General features: G+C 58.6%; 13 protein-coding genes. 7 read left to right on the plus strand and 6 right to left on the minus strand.

What is annotated here, in order from left to right; genetic code table 11:
- Nucleotides 1-42: 42 nt before the first annotated feature.
- On the minus strand, nt 43-2,676 hold the full coding sequence (gene gyrA, locus NKJ21_RS15695) for a DNA topoisomerase (ATP-hydrolyzing) subunit A (RefSeq protein WP_008803974.1): 2,634 nt from the start codon (nt 2,674-2,676) through the stop codon (nt 43-45).
- Nucleotides 2,677-2,822: 146 nt separating this feature from the next.
- On the opposite strand from gyrA, the gene ubiG reads away from it, so the two are divergent.
- The 4 genes from ubiG (at nt 2,823) to yfaE (ending at nt 7,667) form a co-directional block, all read left to right on the plus strand.
- Nucleotides 2,823-3,551, plus strand: a complete 729-nt coding sequence (gene ubiG / locus NKJ21_RS15700) for a bifunctional 2-polyprenyl-6-hydroxyphenol methylase/3-demethylubiquinol 3-O-methyltransferase UbiG (protein WP_008803973.1) — start codon at nt 2,823-2,825, stop codon at nt 3,549-3,551.
- A 344-nt stretch (nt 3,552-3,895) separates the two neighbouring features.
- The gene (nrdA, locus tag NKJ21_RS15705) at nt 3,896-6,181 is read left to right on the plus strand and encodes a class 1a ribonucleoside-diphosphate reductase subunit alpha (protein WP_008803972.1); all 2,286 of its coding nucleotides are present in this window, start codon (nt 3,896-3,898) and stop codon (nt 6,179-6,181) included.
- Nucleotides 6,182-6,282: 101 nt separating this feature from the next.
- The gene (gene nrdB, locus NKJ21_RS15710) at nt 6,283-7,413 is read left to right on the plus strand and encodes a class Ia ribonucleoside-diphosphate reductase subunit beta (RefSeq protein ID WP_004140835.1); all 1,131 of its coding nucleotides are present in this window, start codon (nt 6,283-6,285) and stop codon (nt 7,411-7,413) included.
- On the plus strand, nt 7,413-7,667 hold the full coding sequence (gene yfaE, locus NKJ21_RS15715; protein ID WP_002913017.1) for a class I ribonucleotide reductase maintenance protein YfaE: 255 nt from the start codon (nt 7,413-7,415) through the stop codon (nt 7,665-7,667). The genes nrdB and yfaE overlap by 1 nt, the downstream gene beginning before the upstream one ends.
- A 336-nt stretch (nt 7,668-8,003) precedes the next feature.
- On the opposite strand, the gene glpQ is transcribed toward yfaE, so the two are convergent.
- Entirely contained in the window at nt 8,004-9,074 is a 1,071-nt protein-coding gene (glpQ, locus tag NKJ21_RS15720; RefSeq protein WP_023323046.1) for a glycerophosphodiester phosphodiesterase, read from the minus strand.
- A 9-nt stretch (nt 9,075-9,083) separates the two neighbouring features.
- The gene (gene glpT / locus NKJ21_RS15725) at nt 9,084-10,430 is read right to left on the minus strand and encodes a glycerol-3-phosphate transporter (protein WP_002913019.1); all 1,347 of its coding nucleotides are present in this window, start codon (nt 10,428-10,430) and stop codon (nt 9,084-9,086) included.
- 271 nt (nt 10,431-10,701) lie between these two features.
- Between glpT and glpA the strand changes: the two genes are divergently transcribed.
- Genes glpA through glpC form a run of 3 tightly spaced genes read left to right on the plus strand, consistent with a single transcriptional unit; the run spans nt 10,702 to nt 14,748 of the window.
- Entirely contained in the window at nt 10,702-12,324 is a 1,623-nt protein-coding gene (gene glpA / locus NKJ21_RS15730; protein WP_022064823.1) for an anaerobic glycerol-3-phosphate dehydrogenase subunit A, read from the plus strand.
- A complete protein-coding gene (gene glpB, locus NKJ21_RS15735; RefSeq protein ID WP_164728646.1) occupies nt 12,314-13,573 on the plus strand; it encodes a glycerol-3-phosphate dehydrogenase subunit GlpB in 1,260 nt (419 codons plus the stop codon). The genes glpA and glpB overlap by 11 nt, the downstream gene beginning before the upstream one ends.
- Nucleotides 13,570-14,748 (plus strand): anaerobic glycerol-3-phosphate dehydrogenase subunit GlpC, encoded by a 1,179-nt coding sequence (gene glpC, locus NKJ21_RS15740; RefSeq protein WP_008803967.1) that lies wholly within the window; start codon nt 13,570-13,572, stop codon nt 14,746-14,748. The genes glpB and glpC overlap by 4 nt, the downstream gene beginning before the upstream one ends.
- A gap of 28 nt (nt 14,749-14,776) precedes the next feature.
- On the opposite strand, the gene yfaU is transcribed toward glpC, so the two are convergent.
- Genes yfaU through rhmD form a run of 3 tightly spaced genes read right to left on the minus strand, consistent with a single transcriptional unit; the run spans nt 14,777 to nt 18,132 of the window.
- Entirely contained in the window at nt 14,777-15,580 is an 804-nt protein-coding gene (yfaU, locus tag NKJ21_RS15745; RefSeq protein WP_164728645.1) for a 2-keto-3-deoxy-L-rhamnonate aldolase, read from the minus strand.
- A 14-nt stretch (nt 15,581-15,594) separates the two neighbouring features.
- Entirely contained in the window at nt 15,595-16,884 is a 1,290-nt protein-coding gene (locus tag NKJ21_RS15750) for an MFS transporter (protein WP_008803965.1), read from the minus strand.
- Nucleotides 16,885-16,926: 42 nt separating this feature from the next.
- Nucleotides 16,927-18,132, minus strand: a complete 1,206-nt coding sequence (gene rhmD, locus NKJ21_RS15755) for an L-rhamnonate dehydratase (protein ID WP_016161581.1) — start codon at nt 18,130-18,132, stop codon at nt 16,927-16,929.
- Nucleotides 18,133-18,137 lie beyond the last annotated feature (5 nt).

An 18,137-nucleotide genomic window follows, 5' to 3' on the forward strand; every position in this document is an offset into this window, starting at 1 on the left:
CGGGAGAATACCCGGCCCTTTCAGAACATTTACCTGCGACGATTACTCTTCGTCTTCGGCGATGTCGTCATCGGTATCCGCTTCCGGGGCGATATCGTCATCGCCTTCCGCTACGCTACCGTCGATGGCATCCAGTTCTTCGTCGTCCACCGGCTCTGCCACGCGCTGCAGACCCACCACGTTTTCATCTTCCGCGGTGCGGATGAGGATCACACCCTGGGTGTTACGGCCCACGATGCTCACTTCGGAAACGCGGGTACGAACCAGCGTCCCGGCGTCGGTGATCATCATGATCTGATCGCAGTCATCCACCTGCACGGCGCCCACAACGGAGCCGTTACGCTCGGTGACTTTGATCGAGATAACGCCCTGAGTGGCACGCGATTTGGTCGGATACTCCGCCGCTGCGGTACGTTTACCGTAACCGTTTTGCGTTACCGTCAGGATCGCGCCTTCGCCGCGCGGAATAATCAGCGAGACGACGCTGTCGTTTTCCGCCAGCTTGATGCCGCGTACGCCGGTGGCGGTACGGCCCATGGCGCGAACGGCGTCTTCTTTGAAGCGCACAACCTTACCGGCCGCGGAGAACAGCATCACTTCGTCCTGACCAGAGGTCAGATCGACGCCGATCAGCTCATCGCCTTCGTTCAGATTGACCGCGATGATACCGGCGGAACGCGGACGGCTGAACTCGGTCAGCGCGGTTTTCTTCACGGTACCGCTGGCGGTCGCCATAAAGACGTTGACGCCCTCTTCGTACTCGCGGACCGGCAGGATGGCGGTGATACGCTCATCGGCTTCCAGCGGCAGCAGGTTGACGATCGGACGACCGCGCGCGCCGCGACTGGCTTCCGGCAGCTGATAGACCTTCATCCAGTACAGACGGCCACGGCTCGAGAAGCAGAGGATAGTGTCATGGGTGTTAGCCACCAGCAGGCGGTCGATAAAGTCTTCTTCTTTAATGCGCGCTGCTGACTTGCCTTTACCGCCACGACGCTGTGCTTCGTAGTCGGTCAGCGGCTGATACTTCACATAGCCCTGATGCGACAGGGTGACCACCACGTCTTCCTGGTTGATCAGATCTTCGATGTTAATATCAGCGCTGTTGGCAGTGATTTCGGTACGACGTTCGTCGCCGAACTGGTCACGGATCAGTTCCAGCTCTTCGCGAATCACTTCCATCAGACGATCGGCGCTGCCGAGAATGTGCAGCAGTTCCGCGATCTGCTCCAGCAACTCTTTATATTCGTCGAGCAGTTTTTCATGCTCAAGGCCGGTCAGTTTCTGCAGACGCAGATCCAGAATCGCCTGAGCCTGCTGCTCGGTCAGATAGTATTTACCGTCGCGCACGCCGAACTCTGGCTCCAGCCATTCCGGACGCGCGGCGTCATCACCGGCGCGCTCCAGCATCGCCGCAACGTTACCGAGATCCCACGCCTGGGCAACCAGCGCCGTTTTCGCTTCTGCCGGGGTCGGCGCGCGACGGATCAGTTCGATAATCGGGTCGATGTTGGCCAGCGCAACGGCCAGCGCTTCGAGGATATGCGCCCGGTCGCGCGCTTTGCGCAGTTCGAAAATCGTACGACGGGTCACCACTTCGCGGCGGTGGCGTACAAACGCGGCGATGATGTCCTTCAGGTTCATGATCTTCGGCTGACCATGGTGCAGAGCAACCATGTTGATGCCGAAGGAGACCTGCAGCTGAGTCTGGGAATAGAGGTTGTTGAGCACCACTTCCCCTACCGCATCGCGCTTCACTTCAATCACGATGCGCATCCCGTCTTTATCAGACTCGTCACGCAGCGCGCTGATGCCTTCCACGCGTTTTTCTTTGACCAGCTCGGCGATTTTCTCAATCAGGCGCGCTTTGTTCACCTGATACGGAATTTCGTGCACGATGATGGTTTCGCGGCCGGATTTCGCGTCCACTTCCACTTCCGCGCGCGCGCGGATGTACACTTTACCGCGACCAGTGCGGTAGGCCTCTTCAATGCCACGACGGCCATTGATAATGGCGGCGGTCGGGAAATCAGGGCCTGGAATATGCGCCATCAGCCCTTCAATGCTGATGTCTTCATCGTCAACATACGCCAGACAGCCGTTGATCACTTCCGTCAGGTTATGCGGCGGTATATTGGTCGCCATCCCTACGGCGATCCCGGAGGCGCCGTTCACCAGCAGGTTAGGAATTTTGGTCGGCATGACGTCCGGAATACGCTCCGTACCGTCATAGTTGTCGACGAAATCGACCGTCTCTTTTTCAAGATCGGCCATCAGCTCATGAGCGATTTTCGCCAGACGAATTTCGGTATAACGCATCGCCGCGGCGGAGTCGCCGTCGATGGAACCGAAGTTACCCTGGCCGTCCACCAGCATGTAACGCAGCGAGAACGGCTGCGCCATACGAACGATGGTGTCGTATACCGCGGAGTCGCCGTGCGGGTGGTATTTACCGATTACGTCACCAACGACACGGGCTGATTTTTTATAGGCTTTGTTCCAGTCATTGCCCAATACGTTCATGGCGTAAAGTACGCGACGGTGTACCGGCTTCAGGCCATCTCGGACATCCGGCAGCGCACGGCCAACAATGACCGACATCGCATAATCCAGATAAGAGTTCTTAAGCTCTTCCTCAATGTTGACCGGTGTAATTTCTCTCGCAAGGTCGCTCATCTAACCGCTATCCCTCTACTGTATCCCGGATTCAAAGGTCGCAAATTATAACACAGCCGCGCTAATAGAGGTAAAGCAATACGGTTTATTCATGGCGCGCTGCTGATATACTCGCAGGTCTGAACAGAAAAGGAGTAAAAGCGCCCATGAATGCCGAAAAAACGTCGGTAGCCCCTAACGTCGATCATGCTGAAATCGCCAAATTCGAAGCCGTCGCCTCTCGCTGGTGGGATCTGGAGGGCGAGTTCAAACCGCTCCACCGCATCAACCCGCTGCGGCTGGGTTATATCGCCGAACGCTCCGGCGGCCTGTTCGGTAAAAAAGTCCTCGATGTCGGCTGCGGCGGCGGCATTCTCGCCGAGAGCATGGCGCGCGAAGGTGCGACGGTCACCGGACTGGACATGGGTGCCGAACCGCTGCAGGTCGCGAAGCTGCACGCCCTGGAGAGCGGTATTCAGGTGGACTATGTTCAGGAAACGGTTGAGGAACATGCCGCGAAGCATCCGCAGCAGTATGACGTCGTGACCTGCATGGAGATGCTGGAGCACGTGCCCGACCCGCAGTCGGTGGTACATGCCTGCGCGCGGCTGGTGAAGCCCGGCGGCCAGGTCTTCTTCTCCACCATCAACCGCAACGGCAAGGCCTGGCTGATGGCGGTGGTCGGTGCGGAATATGTCATGAAGATGGTGCCTAAGGGCACTCATGATGTGAAGAAGTTTATCAAACCGGCCGAGCTGCTGAGCTGGGTAGATCAGACTACTCTGAAAGAGCAGCATATCATCGGTCTGCATTACAATCCGCTGACCAACACCTTCAAGTTAGCGCCGGGGGTTGATGTTAACTATATGTTGCATACGACCGCCAAACAGGACTGAGGTCAGCACCTGCGCTTATGATGATTGCGCGGCATCAAGCCGCGTGATTATTTCTTCCGATGAAGAAATCAGCACTCGATCAAATTTTCATTTTTTTTTCTGTTTTATTGACTTCTTCTCCAGGCCTTATGCGACGTGGACTTGCGGATTATTACCCTTCCGCAACCTCAATTTAACGTCAAAATCAACCCTTGTACTCAAAAGATTCCTTACTAAAATACTCACCATATAGCGTTTCTTTTATCGACAACCCCCTACATATAGTATTTATCCACAGAGTTAGTCACAACGGCCTTCTGTGGATAAACGGGGGATATTTTCTTTCACGGACAGGTAAAATCCACATGAATCAGAGTCTGCTGGTGACAAAGCGCGACGGGACCACCGAGCGCATCAATCTCGACAAAATCCATCGCGTACTGGATTGGGCGGCAGAAGGACTGAATAACGTTTCGATTTCCCAGGTAGAGCTGCGCTCTCATATCCAGTTCTATGACGGCATCAAAACCGCGGACATCCACGAAACCATTATTAAAGCCGCTGCGGATCTGATCTCCCGCGACGCGCCGGATTACCAGTACCTCGCCGCGCGTCTGGCGATTTTCCATTTGCGTAAAAAAGCCTTCGGCCAGTTTGAGCCGCCGGCGCTCTACGATCACGTGGTGAAGATGGTCGAGAAGGGTAAATACGATCATCATCTGCTGGAAGACTACACGGAAGAAGAGTTCCAGCAGATGGACGGTTTCCTCGACCACTGGCGCGACATGAACTTCTCCTACGCAGCCGTTAAGCAGCTGGAAGGCAAGTATCTGGTACAAAACCGCGTTACCGGCGAAATTTATGAGAGTGCACAGTTCCTCTATATTCTGGTGGCTGCCTGCCTGTTCTCTAACTACCCGCGCGAAACCCGTCTGGACTACATTAAGCGTTTCTACGACGCGGTATCGACCTTTAAAATCTCGCTGCCGACGCCAATCATGTCCGGCGTGCGCACCCCAACCCGTCAGTTCAGCTCCTGCGTGCTGATCGAGTGCGGCGACAGCCTGGATTCCATCAACGCCACCTCCAGCGCGATTGTGAAATACGTTTCCCAGCGCGCCGGTATCGGCATCAACGCCGGGCGCATTCGCGCGCTGGGCAGCCCGATCCGCGGCGGCGAAGCCTTCCACACCGGCTGCATTCCATTCTATAAACATTTCCAGACCGCGGTGAAATCCTGCTCGCAGGGCGGCGTTCGCGGCGGCGCGGCGACCCTCTTCTACCCAATGTGGCATCTGGAAGTGGAAAGCCTGCTGGTGCTGAAAAACAACCGTGGTACCGACGCCAACCGCGTTCGTCATATGGACTACGGCGTGCAGATCAACAAACTGATGTACACCCGTCTGCTGAAAGGCGGCGACATTACCCTGTTCAGCCCTTCCGATGTCCCGGGCCTGTATGACGCCTTCTTTGCCGATCAGGACGAGTTTGAGCGCCTGTACACCCAGTACGAGCAGGACGACAGCATTCGCAAGCAGCGTATTAAAGCCGTTGAGCTGTTCTCGCTGATGATGCAGGAGCGCGCCTCTACCGGCCGCATCTATATCCAGAACGTCGACCACTGCAACACCCACAGCCCGTTCGATCCGGTGGTCGCCCCGGTGCGTCAGTCTAACCTGTGCCTGGAGATTGCCCTGCCGACCAAACCGCTGGAAGACGTCAACGACGAAAACGGCGAAATCGCGCTGTGCACCCTGTCGGCCTTCAACCTCGGCGCGATTGACAGCCTAGACGAGCTGGAAGAGCTGGCGGTGCTGGCGGTGCGTGCCCTGGATGCGCTGCTGGACTATCAGGATTACCCGATCCCGGCCGCCAAACGCGGCGCGATGGGGCGTCGTACGCTGGGCATCGGCGTGATCAACTTCGCTTACTATCTGGCGAAGCATGGCAAACGCTACTCCGACGGCAGCGCCAACAACCTGACGCACAAAACCTTCGAAGCGATTCAGTACTACCTGCTGAAGGCCTCCAACGAGCTGGCTATCGAGCAGGGCGCCTGCCCGTGGTTCAATGAAACCACCTATGCGCAGGGTATCCTGCCGATCGATACCTATAAGAAAGACCTGGACGGCATCGTCAGCGAATCTCTGCACTTCGACTGGGAAGCATTGCGCGAATCCATTAAAACCCACGGTCTGCGTAACTCCACGCTCTCCGCACTGATGCCGTCCGAGACCTCGTCGCAGATCTCCAACGCCACCAATGGCATTGAGCCGCCGCGCGGCCACGTCAGTATCAAAGCGTCCAAGGACGGTATCCTGCGCCAGGTGGTGCCGGATTACGAAAATCTGCAGAACGCCTATGAGCTGCTGTGGGAAATGCCGAACAACGACGGTTATCTGCAGCTGGTGGGTATCATGCAGAAGTTTATCGACCAGTCGATCTCTGCCAACACCAACTACGATCCGACGCGCTTCCCGTCCGGAAAAGTGCCGATGCAGCAGTTGCTCAAAGACCTGCTCAACGCCTATAAATTCGGTGTCAAAACGCTGTACTATCACAACACCCGTGATGGCGCAGAAGACGCTCAGGATGACCTGGCCCCGTCCATCCAGGACGATGGCTGCGAAAGCGGCGCTTGTAAGATCTAAGTTATTTTTGCCGGGTGGCGCGATGCTTACCCGGCCTACGATTGTGTAGGCCCGGCCAATGCAGTACCGCCGGGCAATACATTTCAACAGGACTCACTTCAATGGCATACACCACTTTTTCACAGACGAAAAACGATCAGCTGCTGGAACCGATGTTTTTTGGCCAGCCGGTTAACGTGGCCCGCTACGATCAGCAAAAATATGACATCTTTGAAAAGCTGATTGAAAAGCAGCTCTCCTTCTTCTGGCGTCCGGAAGAGGTTGACGTTTCGCGCGATCGCATCGACTACCAGGCGCTGCCGGAACATGAAAAACATATTTTCATCAGCAACCTGAAGTACCAGACGCTGCTCGACTCCATCCAGGGCCGCAGCCCGAACGTCGCGCTGCTGCCGCTGATCTCCATCCCGGAGCTGGAAACCTGGGTGGAAACCTGGGCCTTCTCCGAGACCATCCACTCGCGCTCCTACACCCATATCATCCGCAACATCGTCAACGATCCGGCGACCGTGTTCGACGATATCGTGACCAACGAGCAGATCCAGAAACGTGCGGAAGGCATCTCTCACTATTACGATTCGCTGATCGAAATGACCAGCTACTGGCACCTGCTGGGCGAAGGCACCCACACCGTCAACGGCAAAACCGTGACCGTGAATCTGCGCGAGCTGAAAAAGAAACTCTATCTGTGCCTGATGAGCGTCAACGCGCTGGAAGCGATCCGCTTCTACGTTAGCTTCGCCTGCTCCTTCGCTTTCGCCGAGCGCAAGCTGATGGAAGGTAACGCCAAAATTATCCGCCTGATCGCTCGCGATGAAGCGCTGCACCTGACCGGCACCCAGCATATGTTGAACCTGCTGCGCTCCGGCAGCGACGATCCGGAGATGGCGGAAATCGCCGAAGAGTGCAAGCAGGAGTGCTATGACCTGTTCGTGCTGGCGGCGCAGCAGGAGAAAGAGTGGGCGGACTATCTGTTCCGCGACGGCTCGATGATCGGCCTGAACAAAGATATTCTCTGCCAGTACGTCGAGTACATCACCAATATCCGCATGCAGGCAGTGGGCCTCGATCTGCCATTCCAGACCCGCTCCAACCCAATCCCATGGATCAACACCTGGCTGGTCTCCGATAACGTCCAGGTGGCGCCGCAGGAAGTAGAGGTCAGCTCGTATCTCGTCGGCCAGATCGATTCTGAAGTCGATGCCGACGACCTGAGCAACTTCCAGCTGTAATGAAGCGGATTTTCCTGAAAATCTCTGACACTCGCCTTGAGTGTCAGGATGAACATCCTTCCCTGCTGGCGGCGCTGGAGTCGCATAATATCGACGTCGAGTATCAGTGCCGCGAAGGCTATTGCGGTTCCTGCCGCACGCGTCTGGTTTCCGGCCAGGTTGACTGGCTGACCGAGCCGCTGGCCTTTATCCAGCCGGGGGAAATTTTGCCCTGCTGCTGCCGGGCGAAAGGCGATATTGAGATCGAGATGTAGTCTTGTCAGGTGGCGCTACGCTTACCTGACCTACAAAACCGCAGTTCGTAGATACTGTTATCGGTTTGCAACTTTTTCGCTTGAGAAAAACGTTTATCGCGTGTCGCTTCAGAGGATATTGCGCTCCCGGTTAATTTTTATGCAATATGTTTTCCGTGGCGCAGGGAGCGCACAGAGGGCGGCCAGTCGCCGCCGCCCTCTGTACTCCCGGGCTCTGGCCGCATCCATGCGGGCTGCCCCGGCCTGCCGGGAACGTCTCAGCGATTTTGAGGCCACCAACACCGGCAGTTTCAGCCAGACCGTAGGCCGGGTAAGGCGTAGCCGCCACCCGGCTTTTTAGCGTTTAGCGTTCAGGAACTGCACCGCTTTATCCGGGAAATCGGTAAACAAGCCGTCGACGCCCGCCTGGTGATACAGCAGGTCATAGAGCTGATTAACGTTAGTGGCGTACTCCGGCAACTGATCCGCGCGCACGGTGTACGGATGCACCTGCAGATGGCTGGCATGCGCCTCTTTCACCATCGCCGTCAGCTTCACCGCGCCCGGCTTCGAGCCTTCCGCTACCAGCATATGGTAATCCGGGCCGATACCGTCGGCGTACTGCGCGATCTGCGCCATCGCTCCCGGCTTAAACATCCAGTCATAGCTGTAGTTCACCCATTTACCGTCCGCCTGTTTCTGCTGAGTTTCATTCCAGTCGGTGTAGGCGATGAGCTGCACCAGATTGAGATCCATGCCCATCTCCGGTTCCAGCTCATTTTTGATGCGTTTGAGCTCGTTGGCGTCAAAGCACTGCAGATAAACCTTATCCTGCTTGCTGGTATAGCCATACTCCTTCAGCACTTTCAGGGTACTGGCAGCAATATCTTTCCCTTCCTGATGGTGGAACCACGGCGCTTTGATTTCCGGGTAGATACCGATATTTTTACCCGTCGAATGGTTCAGCCCCTGGACAAACTCAATCTCCTCTTCAAAGGTATGAATACGAAAATCGGATTTGCCCATCGGGAAACGCCCGGGATAGGTTTGCACGTTCTTACCATTTTTCGGCTCAAAACCTTCGGTAAACTTCAACGACTTAATCTCGGCCAGGGTAAAGTCGATGGCGTAGAAACGGCCATCTTGACGCGCCCGCTGCGGGAAACGCTGCGCAACGTCAGTCACCCGATCGAGATAATGGTCGTGTAACACCACCAGCCGGTCGTCTTTGGTCATCACCAGATCTTGCTCAAGGTAATCCGCCCCCTGAGCGTAAGCCATCGCTTTCGCCGGCAGGGTATGTTCCGGCAGATACCCGCTGGCGCCGCGGTGGGCGATGACCATTTTCTCCGCTGCGACAGCGCTGAAGCACAGTGCCGAACTGGCCAAAATCATGCCGCTCATTAGCGCGGTGAGTTTCATGTTCATCGTCGCTCCTTAGGCTTGTTTCAGTTGTTGATGATGACGACGCTCGCCAAGCATCACGATAACCAGCAGGATAACCGCCAGCACGCTGCCGCCGATCATCACCATGAAGCCGCCGTCCCAGCCGAAGAAATCGACGGTGTAGCCGACGATGGCGCTCGCCGCCACGGAACCGCCAAGATAGCCGAACAGGCCGGTGAAGCCCGCGGCGGTACCGGCGGCTTTTTTCGGCGCCAGCTCGAGGGCATGCAGACCGATCAGCATCACCGGGCCGTAGATCAGGAAGCCGATAATAATCATACAGGCCATATCCACGCCCGGATTACCCGGCGGGTTCAGCCAGTAAACGACAGTGGCGATGGTCACCAGGGTCATAAAGAACACGCCGGTCGCGCCGCGGTTGCCTTTAAACACTTTGTCCGACATCCAGCCGCACAGCAGCGTGCCCGGGATCCCCGCGTACTCATAGAGGAAGTAGGCCCAGGAGGATTTATCCAGCGCGAAGTGTTTGACCTCTTTCAGGTAGGTCGGCGACCAGTCGAGAATGCCGTAGCGCAGCAGATAAACGAAGACGTTAGCGATAGCGATGTACCACAGCAGCTTGTTCGGCAGAATGTACTGCATAAAGATCTGCTTCGCCGTCAGCTCTTCTTCGTGTTTTTCGCTATAGTCATCCGGATAGTCGTTTTTATACTCTTCGATCGGCGGCAGACCGCAGGACTGCGGGGTATCGCGCATCATCGCGAAGGCAAAAATCGCCAGCAGGATCGCGCCGAAAGCCGGCATATACAGCGCCGCGTGCCAGTCGTTAAACCACGCCATCCCCAGCAGGAACAGCAGCGGCGGAATACCGCCGCCGACGTTATGCGCGCAGTTCCACACCGAGACAATCCCGCCGCGCTCTTTCTGCGACCACCAGTGCACCATGGTACGACCACACGGCGGCCAGCCCATCCCCTGGAACCATCCGCAAAGGAAGAGCAATACGAACATAATCATGATGCTGGAAGTCGCCCACGGCACGAAGCCCATCACCAACATCACCAGCGCGGCGAGGATCAAGCCGGCCGGCAGGAAAATGCGCGGATTCGAGCGGTCAGAGACCGAGCCCATGATGAATTTCGAAAATCCGTAGGCGATGGAGATGCCGGAAAGGGCGAAACCGAGGTCGCCACGGGAGAAGCCCTGCTCAATCAGATAAGGCATCGCCAGGGCAAAGTTCTTACGAACCAGATAGTAAGCGGCATAACCAAAAAAGATGCCAATAAAAATCTGCCAGCGTAATCGACGATACAGCGGGTCGATCTCCGCTGCTGGCAAACGCGCTTTATGCGCGGCGGGTTTAAAAATACTTAACATATCAGCCTCCGTGGCCCTTGCTGTTTTCTACTGACGTCACGACAAAATCCCAGATTAATCACCAACTTCAAATATGGTCGCGATGGTAGGCAATACGTAGAGTTGATACTGTGAAACATCGCACAATTTGTTACAGAAATATGACAAAACGTTCTAATGTGAGCACGAAATCACATAACACGCTCAAATAACGCGCGAATATGCTCGAAATCAAACAATAACCTTATGAATTGTGGCTAAATGGCGTTAAACGAAAGCAGAGGAGCTGAAGATGACGGGACGTCTTGATAGCGAGGTCATTATCATCGGCGGCGGAGCAACCGGCGCCGGTATCGCCCGCGACTGCGCCCGGCGCGGATTACGCACGCTGCTCATTGAGCGCCATGATATCGCCACCGGGGCCACCGGCCGTAATCATGGACTGCTGCACAGCGGCGCCCGCTATGCGGTGACCGACAACGAATCCGCCCGCGAATGCATCAGTGAGAACCGCATCCTGCGCCGCATCGCCCGCCACTGCATTGAACCGACCAATGGGCTGTTTATCACCCTGCCTGAAGATGACATGGCCTGGCAGCAAACCTTTATCGACGCCTGTCAGCAGGCTGGCATAGAGGCCACGCCGCTCTCGCCGCAGGACGCGCTGCGCCAGGAGCCCGCCGTCAACCCGACGCTGCTGGGCGCGGTGCAGGTCCCGGACGGCACCATCGACCCGTTTCGCCTCACCGCAGCCAATATGCTCGACGCCCGCGAACACGGCGCGCAGATCCTTACCGGCTGCGAAGTAACAGGCCTGCTGCGCCAGGGCGATCGCGTCTGCGGCGTTCAGGTATACGACCGCCAACTTCACCAGGCCCGCACGCTGTACGCCGGGGTGGTGGTTAACGCCGCCGGGATCTGGGGGCAGCGCATTGCGGAATATGCCGACCTGCGCATCACCATGTTCCCGGCGAAGGGATCGCTGTTGATCCTTGACCACCGGATTAACAACCTGGTGATCAACCGCTGCCGTAAGCCGGCCGACGCCGATATTCTGGTGCCCGGGGATACCATCTCGCTGATCGGCACCACCTCAATGCATATTCCTTATGACGACATTGACGACAACCGGGTAACGACGGCGGAAGTCGATACCCTGCTGCGCGAAGGCGAAAAGCTGGCGCCGATCATGGGCCGCACCCGGATCCTCCGCGCCTACTCCGGCGTCCGCCCGCTGGTGGCCAGCGATAACGATCCCAGCGGGCGCAGCGTCAGCCGCGGCATCGTCCTGCTCGACCATGCCCAGCGTGACGGTATGGAAGGCTTCATTACTATCACCGGCGGCAAGCTGATGACCTATCGCCTGATGGCCGAGTGGGCCACCGACGCCGTCTGTCGTAAGCTGGGAAACACCACCCCCTGTAGCACGGCCGAGACCCCGCTGCCCGGTTCACAGGAGCCAACGGAAAGTACCCTGCAAAAAATTATCTCCCTCCCCACCCCGCTGCGCGGCTCGGCCGTCTACCGTCACGGCGATCGCACTCCGGCCTGGCTTGGCGATAGCCGCCAGCACCGTAGCCTGGTCTGCGAATGCGAAGCCGTTACCGCTGGCGAAGTGAAATACGCGGTGGAAAACCTGGCGGTCAACACCCTGCTCGACCTGCGCCGCCGCACCCGGATTGGCATGGGCACCTGCCAGGGGGAACTCTGCGCCTGCCGCGCTGCCGGACTGCTGCAGCGCTTTAACGTCACCACCCCCGCGCAGTCATTAACCCAGCTCTCGGCGTTTCTCAATGAACGCTGGAAGGGCGTTCAGCCCATCGCCTGGGGCGATGCACTGCGCGAAAGCGAATTTACCCGCTGGGTCTACCTCGGCCTGTGCGGACTGCCACAGGAGCACCAGGATGAAGTTTGATTGCGCAATTGTCGGCGGCGGGCTCGCCGGCCTGTTGTGCGGGCTGGCGCTGAATCAGTACGGCCTGCGCAGCGTCATTATCAGCCGCGGGCAGAGCGCGCTGCATTTTTCCTCCGCGTCGTTAGACCTGCTCTCGGCGCTGCCGAACGGCGATAACGTTACTGACGTCGCACAAGGTCTGCAGCAACTCGCTGAACAGCTTCCTGAACACCCTTATTCCCGGCTCGGCGCCGGGGCGGTACTCGAATACGCGACACAGACCGAAGCCCTGCTGGCCGCCTGCGGCGCGAACATGCAAGGCGAAGCGCGCCAACCTCATCTGCGGGTGACCCCGCTGGGGACGTTGCGACCGGCGTGGCTGTCGCCGGAAGAGGTTCCGCTGGCACCCTTCGCGCAGCAACACGTATGCCTGGTAGGGGTTAGCGGTTTTGCTGATTTTCAGCCATATCTCGCCGCCGCTGCACTCGGTCAACACGGAGTTACCGCCGCGGCGGTGGAAATCGAGTTACCGCTGCTGGATGTGCTGCGTGACAACCCCACCGAGTTTCGCGCCGCTAACATCGCCCGCGTGCTGGATGATGAGAATCTATGGCCGGCCCTGCATGCAGCGCTGCTGCCGCTGGCGCAGCAGCATGACCTGCTGATCATGCCCGCCTGTTTTGGCCTCGCCGACGATCGCCTGTACCGCTGGCTGCAGACGCGTCTGCCCTGCCCGCTGCGTTTGCTGCCGACGCTGCCGCCTTCGGTGCCGGGGATGCGTTTACATTCTCAGCTGCAACGCCAGTTCATTCGTGAGGGCGGCACCTGGCTTGCTGGCGATGAAGTGGTGAAAATCAGCCATCAGCAGGACGCCGTCGAGGCCGTCTGGACGCGAAATCACGGCGATGTCGCACTGCGTCCGCGTTTCACCGTGCTGGCCAGCGGCAGCTTTTTCAGCAACGGTCTTGTTGCCACTCGCGATAGCGTGCGCGAGCCGATCCTCGGCCTCGATCTGCAGCACACCCTGCCACGGGAAAGCTGGTACCAGCGCGATTTCTTCGCCTCACAACCGTGGCAGCGGTTCGGCGTGAAAACCGATGCCCTGCTGCGCCCCCTGCTGGATGGGCAGCCGTTCCATAATCTGTTCGCCATTGGCTCATTGCTCGGCGGGTTCGATGCTATTCAGCTCGGCTGTGGCGGCGGTGTCTGCGCCGTCACCGCGCTGCACGCCGCCAGACAGATCCACGCCCTTGCCGGAGGCCGGCCATGAACGATACCCGTTTTGAAAGCTGCATTAAGTGCACGGTCTGTACCACCACCTGCCCGGTAAGTCGGGTCAATCCACGCTATCCCGGGCCGAAACAGGCGGGGCCGGACGGCGAACGCCTGCGTCTGAAGGATGGCGCGCTGTACGATGAGGCGCTGAAGTACTGCATTAACTGCAAGCGCTGTGAGGTTGCCTGTCCGTCGGATGTGAAAATTGGCGATATTATTCAGCGCGCCCGGGCACAGTACGGCCAGCAAAAGCCGACCCTGCGCGACGCCATCCTCAGCCATACCGACCTGATGGGCACCCTTTCCACTCCCTTTGCCCCCCTGGTCAACGCCACGACCGGTTTAAAACCGGTGCGCCGCCTGCTCGACGCGGCGCTGAAAATCGATCACCGACGTACGCTGCCGAAATATGGCTTCGGCACCTTCCGCCGCGCTTACCGCCAGCTCGCGGCCAGACAGGCGCAGTATCCTGAGCAGGTGGTCTTCTTTCATGGCTGCTACGTCAACTATAACCACCCGCAACTGGGTAAGGATCTGATCCGCGTCGTCAACGCGCTGGGTACCGGTGTGCAGTTGTTATCGAAGGAAAAATGCTGCGGCGTGCCGCTGATCGCCAACGGCTTTTTCGACAAGGCGCGTAAACAGGCGCAGAGTAACGTCGCTGCGATGCGGGAAAACACGCTGCCGATCATTGCCACCTCCTCGACCTGCACCTTTACGCTACGTGATGAATACCCTCATCTCCTCGATGTCGACAACAGCGATCTTCGCGATCGGGTCGAGCTGGCCACCCGCTGGATCTGGAAACAGCTGGATGCCGGCAAGACGCTACCGCTGCGCCGGCTGCCGCTGAAGGTGGTCTATCACACCCCGTGTCATATGGAAAAGATGGGCTGGTCGCTGTATACCCTCGAGCTGCTGCGGCTGATCCCCGGCCTGCAGCTGGAGGTGCTGGATTCACAGTGCTGCGGCATCGCGGGCACCTACGGGTTTAAAACTGAGAATTATGCGGTATCCCAGGCTATCGGCGCCCCGCTGTTCCGCCAGATTGAGGAGAGCGGCGCCGACATCGTCGTGACCGACTGCGAGACCTGCAAGTGGCAGATTGAGATGTCCACCCGCAAACGCTGCGAGCATCCGCTGACGGTACTGGCGCAAGCGCTCGCCTGAGCCCAGCGCCAGCCTCCGCCATCAATAGTTAATAGCTCGCTTTCTCCTGCGGCTGGGCGCAGGTGGGTTTGAACATCGCCAGCCGGCGGTCCAGCGCCTCGGTGTACAGCATGGTGTCCACCCCGACGGCGACGAAGTTGGCCCCCCAGGCAAGACATTTTTCTGCCATCGCCGGGTCGACCGCCAGAAATCCGGCCGCTTTCCCCGCCGCGCGAATGCGCCGGATGCTCTGCTCGATCACCCGCTGCACGTCAGGATGGCCGGCATCGTCCGGGTGACCCAGTGAGGCGGAAAGATCCGCCGGACCGATAAACACCCCGTCAATGCCGTCCACCTCAAGAATCGCGTCCAGATTCTCCAGCGCGGTTCGGCTCTCGACCTGTATCAGCAGACAGAGTTCGTCATTCGCCTCCGCCATATAATTCTCTATCCTTCCCCAGCGCGCCGCTCTCGCCACGCCAGCGCCAACACCGCGGCTACCGATGGGCGGATAACGGGTCGCTGAGACCACCTCCCGCGCCTGCTCGGCGGTATCGACCATCGGCACCAGCAACGTTCTGGCGCCAATATCCAGCACCTGTTTTATCAGGCTGCGGTTGCCCTCGACCGGACGAATGACCGGCTGGCTGGCGTAGGGGGCAATCGCCTGAAGCTGATGATAAAGGTCCTGAATGGTGTTCGGCGCATGCTCGCCGTCGATCAGCAGCCAGTCGTATCCCGAGGTCGCGGCGATCTCGGCCATGTAGGAGGAGGTGGAGCTCAGCCACAGGCCGATTTGCGTCTCACCGCGTAATAATCCCCGTTTGAAGGGGTTAGATAACAGTGCGTTCATAGCGATTCCTTTATTCAATGCTGTACGCTGCCGCGCTGGGGTACCGCGCGGGTAAGGCTCAATGAAAAGATAATGACCACCCCGACAATGGCGACGCCGGCCAGGGTTAACAGTCCGGCGGCGCTGCTGGCGAACAAATTTTCGGCCTGCACGCGCACGATCGGCGCCAGAAAACCGCCGATGGCGCCAAACAGGTTAACAAAGCCAATCCCGGCGGCCAGCGCTGTGCCGGACAGCAGCTGCGTCGGCATCGTCCAGAAGACCGGCTGCACGGCAATCACCCCAACCGCCGCCACGCACAGCGCGATGATAGCCAGCACCGGCGCCACCAGTCCGGACACCGCAATCCCGACCGCCGCCGCCAGCAGCGTCAGGGCGGCAATATTGCGCCGCTCGCCGGTGCGATCGGAGTAGCGAGGGATAAGCCAGGTGCCAAACAGCGCTGCCACCCACGGGATAGCCGTCACCACCGAGGCAACGAAGCCAACTTTGGTGCCCAGCAGCGCAGCAACCTGGGTGGGCAGGAAGAAAATCAGACCATAGACCGCCACCTGAATGGTCAGATAAATCAGCGCCAGCTGCCAGACCCGCCCGTTACGCAGCGCATCGGACAGGCGCGAGGCAATCTTTTTCTCCTCCTCGCGCGCCAGCTCGCTTATCAGCGCCTGTTTCTCCTCCATGCTCAGGAAGCGGGCATGCTGCGGCGAATCGTCCAGCCAGAAGAAGGTGAACGCTCCCGCGGCGACGGCGAGCAAGCCTTCAATGACAAACATCCAGAACCAGCCGGGATGGCCCATAAACCCATGCATCTCCAGCAGCGCACCGGATAAAGGCGATCCCAGCGTCAGGGCCAGCGGCGCCCCCATATAAAACAGCCCCATAATGCTGGCGCGGTTTTGCTGGGGAAACCACTGCGAAGTGAGGTAGATCATTCCGGGAAAGAAGCCCGCCTCCGCCGCGCCCAGCAGGGTACGTACCAGCAGGAATTTCGCTTCCGTATCCGCCCACGCCATCGCCGCCGACAGCACGCCCCACAGGAGCGTGGTGCAGCCGATCCATTTTCTGGCGCCAAATTTGCGCATCAGCAGATTGGCCGGCACCCCGAGGAAGGCATAGACCACAAAGAAAATCCCCGCCCCCAGCGCGTAGGCCTCATTGCTGAGCCCGGTATCCAGTTGGTAGGTCTCTTTGGCGAAACCGATATTCGAACGGTCAAGAAACGCCAGCACGTACAGCGCCAGCATAAAGGGGATTAAGCGGGCGCGGTTTTTCTTCACCACGCTCTCCAGCAGAGTGTTGCTCATCATAATATCCTCAGGCGCGGGCCGCCGGGCGGCCCGACGCAATCAGTGTTGATAAGGACGCTTCAGGTTGCAGTCGCGATTGAGCTCGACGCCAAAGCCGGGTTTATCCAGGACCGATTTATGAATGCGCCCTCTCTCCGGCACCGGCTCGCCGAGCAGGATCGGGTCGAACTGCGGACGCAGCGTGGCGCAGTCCGGGCTGGTCATCAGAAACTCGCTGAACGGCGTGTTGGTGAAGGTGATCACCGCATGATGGGAGTACACCGACGAGCCGTGGGGCACCACCAGCTGCCCGCGCGCTTTGGCGATGGCCGCGATCTCCACCAGGGTGGTTAAGCCGCCGCACCAGCCGACGTCGGGCTGCATAATATCGATGCCGGTTTCCGACAGGGTGCGGAAGGACTGCAGTGTGCCGTGGTGCTCGCCGCTGGTCACCATCATCCCGGCCGGCGCCTGGCGCTTCAGCTCGCGATAGCCTTCATACTGCTGCGGCGGCAGGCACTCTTCGATCCACTTGAGGTTATAAGGGGCGCAGGCATGGGCAAGTTTGGTGGCATAGTTAACGTCCTGACTCATCCAGCAGTCCAGCATTAACCAGAAATCCGGGCCGCATTTTTCACGCATGTCAGCCACCATGGCGACGTCTTTGCGGATCCCGGCGTCGCCATCGTGCGGCCCCCAGTGGGTAGGCATTTTACCGCCGATAAAGCCCATCTCCTGCGCCAGGTCCGGACGCGCGCCGGTGGCATAGAACTGGATTTCGTCGCGCACTGCCCCGCCCAGCAGTTTGTAGACCGGCAGGCCAACCACTTTCCCGAACAGATCCCACAGCGCCAGGTCGACACAGGAGAGGGTATTCATCACCAGGCCGCCGGATCCCGCGTAGTAAAGGGTGGCGTTAAGCATCTGGTCATGGATCAGTTTGATATCGCTGACGCATTTGCCTTCGATAAAGCGGTTGAGATGTTTTTCCACGATAAAGCAGCCCATCTCCCCAGCCGTCGACACCGCAAAGCCGGTCTGTCCGTTGTCGGCTTCCACTTCCACAATCAGCGTCCCCAGCACGTTGATGCCAAACGACTGCCGGGACTGCTCATACTCTTTATATTTGCTCATCGGGGTGGCGATATGATCGTCAATCCAGTGGTTAGCCCCCTGGTCGTGGTAATCGCCGCCGCCGGCGCCCTGCTCTGCCGTGGCGCCGCCGATGAACCAGGCACGGACGTGTTTAATTTTCGGTAGGGTCATGATGT

Origin of the sequence: Klebsiella sp. SWET4 (assembly GCF_024296565.1) — a bacterium.
Classification (GTDB): Bacteria; Pseudomonadota; Gammaproteobacteria; order Enterobacterales; family Enterobacteriaceae; genus Klebsiella; species Klebsiella variicola.

Coding starts and splice junctions, on each gene's coding strand:
- gyrA (WP_008803974.1), bottom strand. CDS start 2,676: ATGAGCGACCTTGCGAGAGAAATTACACCGGTCAACATTGAGGAAGAG.
- ubiG (WP_008803973.1), top strand. CDS start 2,823: ATGAATGCCGAAAAAACGTCGGTAGCCCCTAACGTCGATCATGCTGAA.
- nrdA (WP_008803972.1), top strand. CDS start 3,896: ATGAATCAGAGTCTGCTGGTGACAAAGCGCGACGGGACCACCGAGCGC.
- nrdB (WP_004140835.1), top strand. CDS start 6,283: ATGGCATACACCACTTTTTCACAGACGAAAAACGATCAGCTGCTGGAA.
- yfaE (WP_002913017.1), top strand. CDS start 7,413: ATGAAGCGGATTTTCCTGAAAATCTCTGACACTCGCCTTGAGTGTCAG.
- glpQ (WP_023323046.1), bottom strand. CDS start 9,074: ATGAACATGAAACTCACCGCGCTAATGAGCGGCATGATTTTGGCCAGT.
- glpT (WP_002913019.1), bottom strand. CDS start 10,430: ATGTTAAGTATTTTTAAACCCGCCGCGCATAAAGCGCGTTTGCCAGCA.
- glpA (WP_022064823.1), top strand. CDS start 10,702: ATGACGGGACGTCTTGATAGCGAGGTCATTATCATCGGCGGCGGAGCA.
- glpB (WP_164728646.1), top strand. CDS start 12,314: ATGAAGTTTGATTGCGCAATTGTCGGCGGCGGGCTCGCCGGCCTGTTG.
- glpC (WP_008803967.1), top strand. CDS start 13,570: ATGAACGATACCCGTTTTGAAAGCTGCATTAAGTGCACGGTCTGTACC.
- yfaU (WP_164728645.1), bottom strand. CDS start 15,580: ATGAACGCACTGTTATCTAACCCCTTCAAACGGGGATTATTACGCGGT.
- NKJ21_RS15750 (WP_008803965.1), bottom strand. CDS start 16,884: ATGAGCAACACTCTGCTGGAGAGCGTGGTGAAGAAAAACCGCGCCCGC.
- rhmD (WP_016161581.1), bottom strand. CDS start 18,132: ATGACCCTACCGAAAATTAAACACGTCCGTGCCTGGTTCATCGGCGGC.